The sequence below is a fragment of the Anaerolineales bacterium genome (genome assembly GCA_030583885.1).
GTDB lineage: Bacteria > Chloroflexota > Anaerolineae > Anaerolineales > Villigracilaceae > Villigracilis.
In genome coordinates, this window is record CP129480.1 from 92993 (window position 1) to 107347 (window position 14355).

The following is a 14355-nucleotide window of genomic DNA, read 5'->3' on the forward strand; positions in this document are numbered from 1 at the left end:
GTAAACCTTTCATAAACCAGGATGAACCGATCAAAGTAATTGTATTGAAGGTGGCTTATGCTGCAAAGCCACCTTCTCAATCAAACGTTACAAGCTACTCAGCCGCTTTCAATGGAATCCATGTGTAATCAGCTTGGAGCTGATAAATCGTGCTGCTTTTCTTTCCGTCGCGATCCATGGGACCACCGCCAGCACCAAAAGTGGTCACGCCGGAAAGGCCAACGTATCCTTCGACCTGTGCGAGCGCGTCACGTATGGCGAGGCGATCAGCTGCCAGGGTCTCCATGGTATTGCCGAGCTCGAGATCTGCGAGCACCTGCGCCACAAGCAGGACGGTATCGTACGCCTGCGCGGAGTTGTGATCAGGGCTGCCGCCGATGACCGGGCTATACTCAGTGACGAACGCTTGGATTTCCGGTCGCGGATCGGTGGGGCTGAAGGTGGTGCTGAAGATGGCGCCAACGGCAGCCTGCTGTGCAACACCATAGAAATCGGCGGATGACATCGAGGAGAAACCAGCGAATGGTATTTCCTCGGAAATGCCGACTTCAAGGCGCTGGCTGACAGCGATGGACAGTTCAGCCTCGTGCCCTGCGAAGACGATGATCTCCGGATCGGTTGCCTTTACAGCCAGCAGCTGGGTTTTGAAGTCGATGTCGCCATCGTTCCATTCCTGGACAATGACCGGTTCGAGGTTGTATTCGTCCTTCAGTCGTGCCGAGAAGTTCTGATACTGGCCGAGGCCCAAGGTCGCGGTCCCGTGCATGATGGCGATCCTCTCGAGGCCCAAATCCTTGACGATGTAGTCGCACAGGGTGTAGGAATGGTATATATCCGCAACGGAATTGCGGAAGAACCATTCGTTACCGAACTCCGCGGTAATCTTGGTGTTGGTGGACTGGGGAGTGATCATTACGGTCTCATATTGCTTGGCCAGATCGATCACAGCCAGAGCCACACCGGACGTGGTGGGGCCGATGGCCAGCAGAACATTGTCGGCATTAACCAGACGAGTGAAAGCGTCGATGCCTTTGGCAGCATCACCTTCAGTGTCGTAGAAGATCACCTCGACAGGATGCCCGTTGATACCGCCAGCGGCATTGATGTCTGCGAAGGCTTTGGTGATGGTCTTCTGCATCTTGGTACCGGCTTCGTCCGTGAATCTCAGGAAAACACCGATCTTATAGGGATCCAAGACGACCGGTGCTTCTGTGGCCGCAGGTTCTTCGGAAACTGTTTCTACGACCTCGGGTTCGATTGTCTCAGCAGGTTGTGCGGTGCAGCCAACGATAGCTGCAACCATCAACACAACGAGTAAATTGTATAGTACCTTTTTCATCATTTTCTCCTCTTGGAAAATTATTTTATACAGAACGTCGGACATCATACAATTTATATTTTTTTTATAATTTATAAGCCCTCCTTATTACTATCCAGGTCCTGCATGACCATGGTCAAATGTTGCCGCATGCATTCAGAACCTGCTTCCGGATCCTTTTTCTTGAAGGCTTCCAGGATTTTCTCGTGGGCGGGAATAAAGTTTTCGATGTTCTCGTCTACGAGGAAGGTTTTGCCGCGGAAATCCTTCAGGATGTTGTTCACATTCTTCACGATCTCGATCATCATCTTGTTTCTACTACATTGAGTGATGTAAATATGAAAATTCTCATCGCACATGGCCAACTGTGCGCTGTTCTTTTCCGCTGCTGCTTTTATGGCGCAGTCATGAATCGAGTGCAACGCTGCGACATCCTCCTCATTACAGCGGGAGATCGCCAGACGCACGGTCATCGGTTCGAGCGCCATGCGCACCTGCAGGATGTCCTTGATCTTGGATTCGTTCATAGTGAACCATTTGGCCAGTTCATTGCCGTTCATTCCGGTCTTGCTGACCACAAAGGCGCCTTTTCCAGGCCGGATCTCGAGATAACCGCGTGCTCGTAGTATCCTGGAAGCTTCCCGCAGGGTTCCCCTGCCCACTTCCAGCTCCTTACACAAGATGGGCTCCGAAGGCAACTTGTCCCCCACTTTCACCGCCTCGTCCTGGATCCTGGCGAGAAGTTGTTGGAAGGCGTATTCTGCTGCAGATTTGTTCATTCCGGTACGCGTGCGGTTTGTTGTCGTCATACTTATCCAGCCTTGCTTTTCTCAAGGTCTCTGCTGACAGCCTGCAGGTGTCTGGCCATGTATTCTTCACCCAGCTTAGCATCATGGGCGTCGAATGCGTCGACAATGGCCTTGTGGGCTGGGTAGTAGTTATTGCGGTTGTTCTCCAGCAAAAATGTGCGCAATCGGAATTCATGCAGGTAGCGTTGAATATCCATGTTAATGCTTACGAGGAGGGAATTCCCGCTCATCGATGCGATCAGGGAGTGGAATTTTTCATCATTGATGGTCAACTTTTCCGAATCCCTGCTGATGAGCAATTCCTTGGCTTCGGCGAGACTTTGATGAAGCTTCTTAATGTCCTTGTGGGTGGCGTTTTCGATGGCCAGGGAAATGGCCAGGGGTTCAATAGCGTAACGGACCTCGAAAACGCTACGCAATTCCAACTCATTGACTTGGAACCATTGATGTAGTGTCGGCACCTTGGAAGCCACAAAAGCGCCCCGACCAGAGATCAGTGTGACATAACCACGAGTGTTCAATACGCGGAAGGCTTCCCGGATGGTACCCCGACCAACCGCCAAAGAATCACACAGCGCGGCTTCCGTAGGCAGCTTGGAACCTTCGGTGACGTCCTCCCTTTTGATATGGTCGATCAGACTTTCCACCACCTGATTGACCAGTGGCACTCGGTTAATCGGTTTCATGATCAGCTTCATACTACGTCCGGTGCGAACTCCTCTTGTGTATCATCATTTCTAGTCGTTTTCTCCTGCTTTCGTTTGTACAACTTACTCTCCCACGATGCTCTTCACATAGCGGATCAATTTTTCATCCGTAGCGTGTTGATAAAAGAGGCTTTTGAAGTTCCCACCGCTCATAGCGCCTTCGACCAGCGCTGTATCCAAACCCTCCAGGCATTCAATTATGTCTTTAAAGTTGTTCTTCTTAACCTGGTCCAAGATGCCCTTGTTCTCACGCTCCACCTTCTGTTTTTCCGGCGGATACCCTCCACCTGGCTCCCCTTCAAACAGCTTCTCAAAGATGTAGGCCATGTTCAACTCAGCACCCCAGCCGAACCCCTTGGCGTAGGGAAGAGAGATGGCGTTACCGTTATTGATCTGCAGGAACAAGAACGCGTCGCTAGGCTCAACAGCCAACCCACAGATGACCCCAGGGAAGCTGTTGCACGCCAGCATCGCCCCGACACCGGTCCCGCAGCCCGTGACAATGAAATCAGCTGCGCCACTGTTGATTAGGACGGATGCCAGGATGCCGTTCTGCACGTACGTCAGCCAGGCTTTGTCTTCCTGTGAGTACATGCCGTAGTTGTCCACATTGTGACCGAACCGCCCAGCGACATCGTTGAGCGTTTTATAGATCAAAGCATTTTTGGGAGCCTGGCTGTTTTCGTTGATTAAAGCGATTCTCATTTTCTTCCTCCGTTGGATTAGAATCCTAAATATCCGCCGTCCACGGGGATAATCGCCCCGTTGATGTAGTCGGAAGCGTGGGACGCCAAGAAGACCACCACCCCTTTCAGGTCATCTGGCTCGCCCCATCGCTTCGCTGGGATACGACTGGTGATGCTCTCATAGCGCTGCGCATCAGACAGAATGCCGTCGTTCATCTTTGTCTTCATGTAGCCCGGTGCGATCGCGTTGACGTTGATTCCCTGCGATGCCCATTCGTTGGACAGCGCCTTGGTCAGTTGAGCCACGCCGCCCTTGCTGGCTGCGTAGGCAGGGACGGTGAACCCGCCGAAGAAGCTGAGCGCGGAGGCGATGTTAATGATCTTACCGAACTGCTGCTTGAGCATCGTCCTTCCGGCCAGTTGGCAGATGGTGAAGACCGCGGTGAGGTTGATGTTCATCACGTCGTCCCAGTCGGTCAGCGTAAAGTCCTCGCACCGGTTCCTTCTCTGTATGCCCGCCGCCGGGATAAGGATATCCAGCTGCCCCCCCAACATGTCCAACGCCTGTTCGAAGGCCTGGGGCAGCTGGTCGCGGTCCGCAATGTTGACGGTAATCCCGCTGGCCTTGAAACCCTGAGCCTGGAATCCCTGGACCAACTTCGGCAACCCGGCGGCAATGTCCATGATGACCACTTCCGCCCCAGCCTGCAGAAGACCTTCGGCCATCCCCTCTGCCAGACCCGAGGCACCGCCAGTAACGATAGCCTTGCGGCCAGAGATGTCGAACCAGTCCATTAAAAGGCTTCCTTTCCATCTCGGGTTAGATGCATTTTCCGGATTGCCGGTTCCGTCAGGACTTTCAGGATGCTCGCAGCAATACCTTCCGCGTCCAAGGAGAAGCGCTTCAGGAGATCGGCAGCTTTCCCCGAGCTGGCAAACTCGTCCTGCATACCCAACCGCATGATACGGGTCGGGCGTTCACCGCTCAGGAGTTCTGCGACTGCGCCACCCAGACCACCGATTATGTTGTGCTCCTCTACCGTCACAATCAGCAGTTTGTCCTGGGCAGCCTGCAGAATCAGCTCCCGGTCAAGGGGCTTGATCGTGTGCAAGTTGACCACCTCAGCGGAAATGCCGTTTTTTTCCAGTAGTTTGCTGGCCTTGATGCTCTCCTGGACCATGAGGCCGGTGCTGATGATCGCGATGTCGCTACCAGGTCGGCAGACAAATCCCTTGAAGAGATCGAAGCGGTAGCCGGGAACATTGTTGATGATCTCCGCCGGACCGCGTCCGAGACGCAGGTAAGCCGGTCCTTTGTAATCGATTAGAGCCCGGACGGCTTCCCGGGTCTCAACCGCATCGGATGGGCAGACCACGATCATGTTAGGGATCGCCCGCATGATGGCGATATCCTCGATGGCCTGGTGGGTGGGTCCGTCCTCGCCGACTGAAATACCTCCGTGGGTGCCGACGATCTTCACGTTCAGGCGCGGATAGGCTACGGAGTTGCGTACCCGCTCCCAGGCTCGCCCCGCGGAAAACATGGCGAAAGAACAGGCAAATACGTTCTTTCCGGTAGTGGCGATGCCAGCGGCCACCCCGACCATGTTGCCCTCGGCGATGCCAATGTTGAAGAAGCGCTGGGGGTACTTATCCCGAAAATACATCGACATCGTGCAGCAGGCCAGATCCGCGTCCAGCACGAAAATGTCCGGGTTGTCGCCGAATTCTGCTAACGCCTGTCCGAATGCCACCCGGGTGGCGATCATCTCACTCATGCGCACCTCCGCCATCTGAGGCGCGGAGCTCGCCCATGGCTTTTGTATACTCGTCCTGGCTGGGAGGCTTCCCGTGCCAGGCGAAGTTGTTCTCCATGAAGGACACACCCCTGCCTTTTATCGTTTTGGCCACGATCACCGTGGGAACACCTTTTTTATGCCCGGCATTGCGGATGGATTGTATGATCTGGTCGTAATCGTGCCCGTCAATGCAGATCACGTTCCAGTTGAAAGCCTCGAATTTCTGATCGATCGGATAGCTGGACATGATATCCTGGATGGCTCCGTCGATCTGCAGGCCATTGTTGTCCACGATGGCGACCAGGTTACCAAGTTGAAAGTGACCAGCGCTCATCGCCGCTTCCCAGATCTGGCCTTCCTCCAGTTCTCCATCGCCGAGAATGCAGAAGACCCGGTACTCCTTCCTTGTGGCTTTCCCTGCTAGGGCCATGCCCACCGCCACAGATAAACCCTGCCCCAGTGATCCCGTGGACATGTCCACACCCGGTACGTGCATATCCGCATGACCGGAAAACGGGCTGTCGATACTGCGGAACTGTTTCAACAGCTCCGGCGCGAAGAATCCCTTCTCGGCAAGCACGCTGTACAACGCAGGGCTGGCGTGACCCTTAGATAGGACCAGCCGGTCCCGGTCTTCCCAAGACGGATTGCTGATATTGATTTTCATTTCAGAAAAATATAGTGCGACCAGAATTTCCACAATCGAAAACGATCCCCCAATGTGACCGGACCCAGCATTATTCACGGTTTCCAAGATGTTCTTCCTGATGTTTGAAGCTGCCTTGCAGTACAACGAATGCTTTGTGGACATATGACCTCAAATTGTATGCTGTCATACAATATTAGAATTCTGGAAAGAAAATAGTAAGTGTCTAAAGTCATGGGAAGGCCGTGTCTAAGGTCATGGGAAGGCCGTGTCTAAGGTCATAGGCTGTTTCGTATCCGAACCTGTGAGACACTTGGACAAGCGGCAAATGTCTATGCTTTGGGCGATTGGGAATCCAGAGTTATGGAGTATTTAGCAGATTTACGAGCAGGGCTAGATTCATTAAATGTCACACCGAAAAATGAGGAAGAGTGGCAAGAAATATTTAAGTTCAAACAGCAGGCTGTAAACTCTTTTGTAAAGCGGGTTACAATTGATCGTAACCGCGAATTGAATGTGGAGCTTAGGATTAATTTGCAATACTTATTCCATGACCCGCTCCCAGACGATGACCCCGACAAAAATGGCAGACATCCCCGAAGACTTGAAAGAACGAATAAAGATAAAAGCAAAACAGCTGGGATTTATCCTGGCTGGCGTTACTTCTCCCCAGCCGCCCGCGCACCATCATGTCTTTGAAGAATGGCTCAACAAAAACATGCACGGCTCAATGCATTATCTTGCCGAAGAAAGAAACCGCATCCGCCGCGCAGACCCGAAAAAAATCCTGCCGGAATGCAAATCCATTCTTGTGCTGGCAATGGCGTATCATCCACTCCCCGCCGACGAACAGGGTGGGGCAAAAATTGCATCCTACGCGCTCGGTGACGACTATCACGACATCCTCCCGCCGCGTTTGCAAAAGATCGTCGAATTTATCGAAGACCAAATCGGGCTGCCCATCCCCAACCGCTATTACACGGATAGCGGTCCCATCCTCGAACGCGAACTAGCCCAACGTGCAGGCCTGGGCTGGGTGGGCAAAAATTCCATGCTCATCAACCCGCGGGCGGGCTCCACCTTTTTCCTGGCAGAGATCCTGCTCGGCATTGAACTCGAATTCGACGACCCCTTCCCCACTGATCACTGCGGCACATGCACACGCTGTATCACCGCCTGCCCCACGAAATGTATCCTGCCAAACCGCACCATTGACGCAACCCGGTGTATCTCCTACCTGACCATCGAAAATAAAGGGGGGATCCCCGAAGAACTGCGCCCCAAAATGGGGGATTGGATTTTCGGATGCGATATCTGTCAGCAAGTATGCCCCTGGAATCGCTTCTCCCAACCGGCTGACCCAGCCTTTGAGACGAAAATCCCGCTTCCAGTCCTGCCCAATGACCTGCTTCTGTCATCCGTTGAGTTTAACCAACGCTTCAAGAAATCCCCCGTCAAACGCGCCAAACGACGCGGTTATCTGCGCAACATGGCTGTTGCCGTTGGGAACAATGGAAACAAAAAAGATATTCCCCCCCTCGAAAAAGTCATGCACGCTGCGCGTGAAGAACCTTTGATTCAGAAACATGCCGAATGGGCCTTGAAAAAAATCAAAAATGAAACGATTACTCATAGCAACCAATAACAAGGGGAAAGTCGAAGAAATACAAGACCTGTTGAAAGATACAGGCATCCAACTCATCACACCGCTGGACATCAATCTAAAACTTGAAGTGGATGAAGACGGCACAACCTATGCGGAAAATTCATCCAAAAAGGCCTTTGCCTTCGCCCAGGCCAGCGGACTGATCGCCCTCGGAGATGATTCCGGTCTCGAGGTGGATGGGTTGGATGGCGCACCCGGATTATATTCAGCAAGGTACTCCCCAAAACCCGGCGCAAAGGATGCAGACCGTCGCGCCTTTTTATTGCAAAACTTAAAAGGTAAGCCCCGCCCATGGAAGGCACACTTCCACGCGACGATTGCCATTGCAAAGCCATCCGGCGAAGTTGAAATTGCCGAGGGGGATTGCTTTGGAGAGATCATCCCCGAAGAACGCGGCACGGGCGGCTTTGGGTACGATCCGATCTTTCTGTTGACTGACCTTGGCAAAACAATGGCGGAATTGGAGATGGACGAAAAGAATCGAATCAGTCACCGTGCACGGGCGGTCATGAGTGCATTGCCGATCTTAAAGAAAATGTTCGGGCTGTAAGGGCAGGTTAAGGCGCGGAAGGAAGCGCAAATTCGTCCATAAATTTTTTCAACAGGTCGGCGACAATATCGGGCTTTTCAAGTTGGAGCATGTGTCCCGCACTAGGTACAAGATGAAGGCGCGCATTGGATACGCTGTCCCGCAAAAATCCAGAAAACTTCGGGGGCATCATTTTATCCTTTTCGCCGCAAAGGACGAGCGTTGGAATTCTTATCTCAGAGAGCCGGCTTGTGGCATCGAATTGATTGCAGGCAAGGAAATCGCCGAGCAGGACGGAGGGGTCTGTTTTCAACAAACCCTGCCTTGAAAGCCGTATCAAATCAGGCGAAGCAGTTGGACTGAAAAAACTGGAATTCACGAACTCCACCGCGGCATCAAATGTATCCGGATTGCCGATTGTTTCAAGGGTGTTTTTTGCCACAGGCATTTTTGCGCCGCCACCGATCAAAACCAGCCCTGCCATCCTTTTTGGGTGCTTCAATGCAAGCATGAGCGCGATGGCACTGCCCATCGAAATCCCTGCCAACGCAGCATCTTGAATATTTTCCGCATCCATAAAGTTGATCACAGCACCGGCATATTCTTCAATGGATCGCCTGCCCGTGCCTTCCGACTGTCCATGCCCGGGCAGGTCAGGCGCATAAATTTTTTCGCCAGCCAGTCTGCGAATTTGCGGAGGCCAGGATAAATAAGTACCGCCCGCACCATGGATCAGGATGATGGGCGGGCGCTGGGGGTTGCAGTCTTTTGCCTCACGGACAAAATAATGTAATCCTGCAGATTTGGGCATTATTTCTTGGTGCGCGGGTGATGCAGGCGGTCTGCAGCATCTTCCGTGAATGGAATATATACCTGCACTTTTGTGCCGCGGCCCACGGCAGAGTCGATCTGAAAGATGCCATTCACTAGTTCGGCGCGTTCGCGCAGGTTCACCATTCCAAGGCTGCTATTTGCACGTTTATCATACGACTGTGACATGGCCTTCACATCAAACCCCACGCCGTTATCCACGATCTCCAGGAGGATAATGCCGGGTTCCATTTGACGCAGGCGCACAGTAATGGATTCGGCGGACGCGTGTTTACGGGCATTGTTTACCGCTTCTTCAATGATATAAAAGATCACGCCCTGCTTGCCCATCTCCAGCTGGTTGGTGACGCGTTCGTCGATGTTCACCACCACTTTTTGCGAGAAGGTCTCCATCATTTTATCGGCCATCGACTGCACCGCTGCATTAAGTCCCTGGGATTCGAGGATGAGCGGACGCAGGGTAAAAAGCATGTGGCGGATTTCCTTTGTGGTACGGTGTGCCAGTTCTTCGAGCTTGACGATCTCATCATTGGCAGAATTGACATCCTTCGCCATCATACGGCGTGTAATGTTCAACCGCATTGCTATCGCCGCTACAGACTGGGTGGGTCCATCGTGCAGGTCACGCGCCAGTTTCTTGCGTGCCTCCTCATGCACCTCCACCATGCGTTCCTTCTCTTCCACAAGGTCCTGATACAAACGCGCATTCTGAATTGCAATGACCGCCTGCCTGCCGATAATCTCCAGCATTTTGAGACGTTCTGGATTGAAGTAATCAGGCTGCGGGTGGGCAAACAGGAGGACGCCATAGACATTGAATCCGCTCCGCAAAGGGAAGCAATATCCGCTGATGCAATTCCGCAGTGCAATCACACGACCAAGTTCGGGATCATAGCCAATATCCTTGAAGGTCATCGGGTCGCCTTCATCAAGCGCTTTCTTAAGCACCCCCTCTGCGCCGTCAAAGGTGACACGCATGTCTGCGCTTGTCAAGCGTCTGGCGGAACCAATCCGCAATTTGCCGCCATTGAACAACATCACAGCGCCCACAAGCGGATCACTGCCCGATTGCTCGGGGTCGGGACTTAAAGCGGTCGCGCTCATGTCCAGGGAAGAATCAAGCACCCGCTTATAACTGAGCGTGGAGGAAAGGGTGGAGGTCAATTCATAAATGGCACGCATGCGTTCGTTTTGAATGGCGCGCTTCTTCTCCTCTGCGTCCATCCACAAGGCGCGGTTCTCCCGCATGTGCGCCATCATGCGGCGGCCAAGAAAGCCAAATATTAGGCTCAATCCAAGTAATATCACCGCAACGACCGATGCGAGCGAGAGATCCCCCTCTATTTTCAATCCTGCATAGACGACAATACCCGAGAATAAAAGCGCAGTGACCAACGCGCCAAAAAATTCAAAATAGATCGAACCTGTCAGGATCGGCAACAAGCCGGTCCAAAATGCAGGGCCGCGCAGACCACCCTGCACCCAGAAAAAAGCACCCGCCAAAACCAGGTCCATCAGGATGCTGATGCGGCGATGAAAGGTCATGCGCAAATTCAAACTCGCCAGCGCGGTCATGGCGAGGTTCCATATGATCATTAAACCCAGGGGCCACATGGAAACAACGTCGATCTTTTGCGCCAGCCCAAGTGATACGATCAAGCCTACCAACATGATCCATCGCAATGAAATGGCAAACCAGTCTGCCATGTAGGGGGTGTCGAATCTGCGCATCATAACTTTCCAATCATAACGAAAAACACAAGGGTTGACAACATTTTCGACCTTACAGCCAAATTATACCTTGCTAGGCTTCATATCCCATACGTTTGAAATACGGCTCCAACTTCCTCCGTAATTCCCCTTTCTGCTCGTCACTATAGACTTCACGGAACCTTCCGATCCTGCCCTTGTAAAAATGAAGACCCTGCCGGGCATCCGAGACACCCGGGCGATACTGCTCGATCACCGCGCGGACCTCGGGCCGGCTCCCATTTAATTTGAGATAATCCGTCAGTCTGGCTGATTCCTCATCATAGTTCGTCAGAAGTTCTTCATAGCGGGCAACCAGCACATTCTTCTCGTTCACCCACCTCTCCCAGATGTGGATATACTCCATCATAAAGTCGACACTCTTTTCAAAATCAGATAGATGGGAAAAGGCGTTGGGACGTCCCTTTGCAAGCGCGCGCCGCCCAAAATCGTAGGCAGAGAGCATGGCATCACGGGGATCGCGGTAAATATATGTGATGCGAAGCAGGCCAAGGCTTGCGAGGAGGCGCGAGGCGTTCGTCGGTCCTGCGTGGGCCTTGATGACAAAGGTATTTCCCATCAAGGCGGGCAGGGTCACCATCGCAAGGCGCCTCGTGGAAAGCACCCCGATATTGCAATTAACCTCAGTAAGGATTTTTTGCAGGCGGTAACGCTCACGAATGGCGTGCGCATCGGCACAGCCCGTGGTTTTCATGAGGTCATGGATGAGGTTGTAATGCCAGCCTGAACCAGCGCGTGGCATCCCGACGGAAAGAACGATCATGTGATTTCCTTATGCAGTGAAGTGGCAGACAGCCCAACCAGTATCCCGGAGACCAGCCAGACATTGGGCGTTGTGAGCGAATCCTGGGTGAAATTATAAAAGGTGATTGCCAGCCACGCAAATACCCCGGCAGTAGCGGCAAAGCGCGCCCAGAGTTCGCTCCTTTTTAGAAGGGAGAGGGCATCTCCAAGCACATGGAATTGGAAGGCGAGGAACAGGAAAAATCCAATCAAGCCCGTCTCTGCGAGCAGGCGGGCGTACATGTTTTTGGGGTTGGGGTATAGACGGTTGTCGGTGCTTAACTGCCGCGCAATTTCGGGCACGGTGGTCAGGGACCAGTTCGGCAGGTTTTGGTACATGGTGAATCCGCTGGCGCCCAGGCCGACTCCGCTGAAGGGATGTTCTTCAAACACGGCAAATGCGGCGGATGAATATGCGCCGCGTGCGCCCGCGCGGATGTTGACCATATATTCGCTAAGGCTATCGGCTTCAAAATTCACCAAACTGCGGAAATAATCCCTTTGACCAAGGAAGAGCAATGCGCCTGCGATCCCACCGACAACGACGACGAGCAGAGCGACACGCAGGAGAATCCCTGTGATATGCCCGCGAACGCCGCGGGTAAACCATGTCCAGGCGGGGCGGAGAACATCCCGCCCAAGGAATAGGAACGTCAAGCCGGCGGCAGCGACTGTGGTTAATAATCCGCCGCGGGAGTAAGTGGCGAGAAGCACCAGGGTAGTTAAAACGAGCAGCACAGGTTCCAGCCATCCCCGTTGGGTTAGGCGGAATTCCGTCAAGATGGCGGCGAAGAGGAAGGGAATAAAGATCGTGGCGAGTTGACCTGCCAGCCAGGCAGGTTCGTATGCCAGCCCAGAGATGCGGTTGGTACGGACAAGTTCGCGCATGGAGAAGGCAAGCTGCCAGTGTGTGACCGTTTCTTTTTCGATCAAGCCCGTGTAAAAGGTGGCGGCTTGCAAGCCGCTCCAGGCGAGGTTGAGGCACAGCCCGGCAAAAATCCATTTGACGGTGAAACGGAAATCGGCTTCGGTTTTATTCATCCAGGCCGCGCCCACAAAGAAGGCGACACCGATCATCAGGGTGGCGAGGGCGCGGATGGAGCGTCCGATGTAGTCCTGCCCGCGCAATGGGATGGGGTCGTTGAGTATGCCGAGGATGGTTGCGACAAAGACGAAGAGCAGGAACGCGCCAAGCGGAATGAGTGCGTTTGCCCAATGTAGGGAAGTCCGCTTGTGCCATGCTTGGACAAGCAAAAGCGGGAGTAGGAGTGCGAGCGGATACAACGCCAGCGGACGCACCAAGGCGCTGTTGTCCAAAAACGGGAACCAGCGAAAACTGGTGACGGGCAGAGTGAGCAGTGCCAGACCCCAGAGGAGGTAGATGAATTTGTCCAAATCGCTCACCACAGAGAACGCCGAGCGCACAGAGGTTTTCATTTTGTTTTGGGTTTGATGAACAGCACGGTGAACACTGCCAGTAAAAGAAAGCTGCTGGCGCCAGCCAACAAAAACGCACCAAGGGGAATGCTTCGCTTTGTTGGCAGATCGGCGGATTGCGTCATTTCGATCCGCGTAAATTCATTGATGTTCCCCGCCTCGACCCCGGCTTGGACTTTTGCAACAAACACCCCCGCCCATGCGGAAGCCAGCGACGCAGCGGCCTGCGGATTGCGGTCATCGGCATAGAAGTGCCAGCCCGCTTCGGCGGGTTGGGAGAGTTGCAGTTTTCCGCCGCGCAATTCAGCCGCGGGGGAATCCAGTTGTGCAAGAACTTCGTCGGACCAGGCGATTTCCACCATTTTACGGGCCTCGCGTTCGAGATAGTAAAAATGCTGGCGGTCGTTTTCCTGCGGCAGCGCCTGTTCGAGGTTAAAGTCAACGTTGACAGTGGCGCGGGCACGATACGGCGGCGGGACGATGGTATAGACAGCCGCGCCGATGGACATGCCGATCAATGCGCCCAACACCCAAAAACGCCATGCACGGAGCAGGCGAATGAGGTCATCGAGAGAGGGGGATGCAAGCATATATTTCATATTCGTTTGATTCGCCATTTCCAAAGCGGACCGATTATTTTTCTTAGGTAGTATTTTGCCACAATCAAGGAGAAAAAACTACCGCCATCGCGGTAATGCACGCGCAGTATTTCCCTCCAGCCGCGCTCGTCGTTCACGTTCGTTTTACTGGAAGCGTGGATGCGAAAATTTGCCCACACTTTGCCTGGTAAATATTTAATGGGGGCTTTCGCAGCGATGCGCGTCCAGAGATCGTAATCCATTGCAAAATAAAAAGACGGGTCAAGGGGACCTGCTTCCTTCCAGTATTTCGCGCGGAAGAACATCGTCTGCTGCGGGATGTGCACATATCCCTGACGCAGTCGGCGGTAATCCGTCTGCGCTGATTTGAATTTGCCGATCACCTTGCCATCTTCATCAATAAAGTTGCAGTCTGCATATACCATGGCAGCTTGCGGATTTCCGATGAGGTATTTTACAGCCTCGCCAACGGCACCTGGATTATAGGTATCGTCCGAATTGATCCACGCCAGGATGTCGCCTTTTGCCCGGTTGAACCCCCTATTGATCGCATCCGTCTGGCCCTTATCCTGTTCACTGACCCACCAGGCGAGTTTCCCCTCGTACTTTTTGATGAGATCCAGGCTGCCGTCGGTGGAGCCGCCGTCCACGACGATGTATTCGATACGCGGGTAATCCTGTTCCAAAACAGATTTGATGGTCTCTTCAAGGAAATCGGACTGATTAAAGGATGGTGTCACAATGGAGACGAGAGGCAGGGCAACAAGTTTCATAA

Annotated in this window: 15 protein-coding genes; 2 read left to right on the forward strand and 13 right to left on the reverse strand. The window is 53.2% G+C overall.

The window, feature by feature from the left end:
- Positions 1 to 94: 94 nt before the first annotated feature.
- The 7 genes from QY332_00535 to QY332_00565 form a co-directional block, all read right to left on the reverse strand.
- Positions 95 to 1342 carry an ABC transporter substrate-binding protein gene (locus tag QY332_00535; GenBank protein WKZ36408.1) on the reverse strand — a complete coding sequence of 416 codons (1248 nt, stop codon included), beginning with the start codon at positions 1340 to 1342 and terminating at the stop codon, positions 95 to 97.
- 68 nt (positions 1343 to 1410) lie between these two features.
- The gene (locus tag QY332_00540) at positions 1411 to 2127 is read right to left on the reverse strand and encodes a FadR/GntR family transcriptional regulator (protein ID WKZ36409.1); all 717 of its coding nucleotides are present in this window, start codon (positions 2125 to 2127) and stop codon (positions 1411 to 1413) included.
- 2 nt (positions 2128 to 2129) lie between these two features.
- Complete coding sequence (locus tag QY332_00545; protein ID WKZ36410.1) at positions 2130 to 2825, reverse strand: FadR/GntR family transcriptional regulator; 696 nt, start codon at positions 2823 to 2825, stop codon at positions 2130 to 2132.
- A gap of 72 nt (positions 2826 to 2897) precedes the next feature.
- The gene (locus QY332_00550) at positions 2898 to 3539 is read right to left on the reverse strand and encodes an RpiB/LacA/LacB family sugar-phosphate isomerase (GenBank protein WKZ36411.1); all 642 of its coding nucleotides are present in this window, start codon (positions 3537 to 3539) and stop codon (positions 2898 to 2900) included.
- Positions 3540 to 3556: 17 nt separating this feature from the next.
- The gene (locus tag QY332_00555; protein ID WKZ36412.1) at positions 3557 to 4315 is read right to left on the reverse strand and encodes an SDR family oxidoreductase; all 759 of its coding nucleotides are present in this window, start codon (positions 4313 to 4315) and stop codon (positions 3557 to 3559) included.
- On the reverse strand, positions 4315 to 5298 hold the full coding sequence (locus QY332_00560; protein ID WKZ36413.1) for a transketolase family protein: 984 nt from the start codon (positions 5296 to 5298) through the stop codon (positions 4315 to 4317). Before QY332_00560 ends, QY332_00555 begins: the two co-directional genes overlap by 1 nt.
- Complete coding sequence (locus QY332_00565; GenBank protein ID WKZ36414.1) at positions 5291 to 6130, reverse strand: transketolase; 840 nt, start codon at positions 6128 to 6130, stop codon at positions 5291 to 5293. The genes QY332_00560 and QY332_00565 overlap by 8 nt, the downstream gene beginning before the upstream one ends.
- Before the next feature lie 385 nt (positions 6131 to 6515).
- Here QY332_00565 and queG point away from each other — a divergent pair, with 385 nt between their 5' ends.
- Positions 6516 to 7610 (forward strand): tRNA epoxyqueuosine(34) reductase QueG, encoded by a 1095-nt coding sequence (gene queG / locus QY332_00570; protein WKZ36415.1) that lies wholly within the window; start codon positions 6516 to 6518, stop codon positions 7608 to 7610.
- On the forward strand, positions 7582 to 8181 hold the full coding sequence (gene rdgB, locus QY332_00575) for an RdgB/HAM1 family non-canonical purine NTP pyrophosphatase (GenBank protein WKZ36416.1): 600 nt from the start codon (positions 7582 to 7584) through the stop codon (positions 8179 to 8181). Before queG ends, rdgB begins: the two co-directional genes overlap by 29 nt.
- Positions 8182 to 8188: 7 nt before the next feature.
- On the opposite strand, the gene QY332_00580 is transcribed toward rdgB, so the two are convergent.
- The 6 genes from QY332_00580 to QY332_00605 all read right to left on the reverse strand — a co-directional run bounded on the left by QY332_00580 (position 8189) and on the right by QY332_00605 (position 14353).
- Positions 8189 to 8971 carry an alpha/beta hydrolase gene (locus QY332_00580; protein ID WKZ36417.1) on the reverse strand — a complete coding sequence of 261 codons (783 nt, stop codon included), beginning with the start codon at positions 8969 to 8971 and terminating at the stop codon, positions 8189 to 8191.
- Positions 8971 to 10725, reverse strand: a complete 1755-nt coding sequence (locus tag QY332_00585; protein ID WKZ36418.1) for a GAF domain-containing sensor histidine kinase — start codon at positions 10723 to 10725, stop codon at positions 8971 to 8973. The genes QY332_00580 and QY332_00585 overlap by 1 nt, the downstream gene beginning before the upstream one ends.
- A 70-nt stretch (positions 10726 to 10795) precedes the next feature.
- Positions 10796 to 11524 carry a sulfotransferase domain-containing protein gene (locus QY332_00590; GenBank protein WKZ36419.1) on the reverse strand — a complete coding sequence of 243 codons (729 nt, stop codon included), beginning with the start codon at positions 11522 to 11524 and terminating at the stop codon, positions 10796 to 10798.
- Positions 11521 to 12981, reverse strand: coding sequence for an O-antigen ligase family protein (locus QY332_00595; protein ID WKZ36420.1), 1461 nt, complete (start codon positions 12979 to 12981; stop codon positions 11521 to 11523). The genes QY332_00590 and QY332_00595 overlap by 4 nt, the downstream gene beginning before the upstream one ends.
- Positions 12978 to 13580 (reverse strand): hypothetical protein, encoded by a 603-nt coding sequence (locus tag QY332_00600; protein WKZ36421.1) that lies wholly within the window; start codon positions 13578 to 13580, stop codon positions 12978 to 12980. The genes QY332_00595 and QY332_00600 overlap by 4 nt, the downstream gene beginning before the upstream one ends.
- Positions 13577 to 14353 (reverse strand): glycosyltransferase family 2 protein, encoded by a 777-nt coding sequence (locus tag QY332_00605; protein ID WKZ36422.1) that lies wholly within the window; start codon positions 14351 to 14353, stop codon positions 13577 to 13579. Before QY332_00605 ends, QY332_00600 begins: the two co-directional genes overlap by 4 nt.
- Positions 14354 to 14355 lie beyond the last annotated feature (2 nt).

Excerpts from the sequence above, each read along its gene's own strand:
- QY332_00535 (WKZ36408.1), bottom strand. The coding sequence starts at position 1,342 with ATGATGAAAAAGGTACTATACAATTTACTCGTTGTGTTGATGGTTGCA.
- QY332_00540 (WKZ36409.1), bottom strand. The coding sequence starts at position 2,127 with ATGACGACAACAAACCGCACGCGTACCGGAATGAACAAATCTGCAGCA.
- QY332_00545 (WKZ36410.1), bottom strand. The coding sequence starts at position 2,825 with ATGAAGCTGATCATGAAACCGATTAACCGAGTGCCACTGGTCAATCAG.
- QY332_00550 (WKZ36411.1), bottom strand. The coding sequence starts at position 3,539 with ATGAGAATCGCTTTAATCAACGAAAACAGCCAGGCTCCCAAAAATGCT.
- QY332_00555 (WKZ36412.1), bottom strand. The coding sequence starts at position 4,315 with ATGGACTGGTTCGACATCTCTGGCCGCAAGGCTATCGTTACTGGCGGT.
- QY332_00560 (WKZ36413.1), bottom strand. The coding sequence starts at position 5,298 with ATGAGTGAGATGATCGCCACCCGGGTGGCATTCGGACAGGCGTTAGCA.
- QY332_00565 (WKZ36414.1), bottom strand. The coding sequence starts at position 6,130 with ATGTCCACAAAGCATTCGTTGTACTGCAAGGCAGCTTCAAACATCAGG.
- queG (WKZ36415.1), top strand. The coding sequence starts at position 6,516 with ATGACCCGCTCCCAGACGATGACCCCGACAAAAATGGCAGACATCCCC.
- rdgB (WKZ36416.1), top strand. The coding sequence starts at position 7,582 with ATGAAACGATTACTCATAGCAACCAATAACAAGGGGAAAGTCGAAGAA.
- QY332_00580 (WKZ36417.1), bottom strand. The coding sequence starts at position 8,971 with ATGCCCAAATCTGCAGGATTACATTATTTTGTCCGTGAGGCAAAAGAC.
- QY332_00585 (WKZ36418.1), bottom strand. The coding sequence starts at position 10,725 with ATGATGCGCAGATTCGACACCCCCTACATGGCAGACTGGTTTGCCATT.
- QY332_00590 (WKZ36419.1), bottom strand. The coding sequence starts at position 11,524 with ATGATCGTTCTTTCCGTCGGGATGCCACGCGCTGGTTCAGGCTGGCAT.
- QY332_00595 (WKZ36420.1), bottom strand. The coding sequence starts at position 12,981 with ATGAAAACCTCTGTGCGCTCGGCGTTCTCTGTGGTGAGCGATTTGGAC.
- QY332_00600 (WKZ36421.1), bottom strand. The coding sequence starts at position 13,580 with ATGAAATATATGCTTGCATCCCCCTCTCTCGATGACCTCATTCGCCTG.
- QY332_00605 (WKZ36422.1), bottom strand. The coding sequence starts at position 14,353 with ATGAAACTTGTTGCCCTGCCTCTCGTCTCCATTGTGACACCATCCTTT.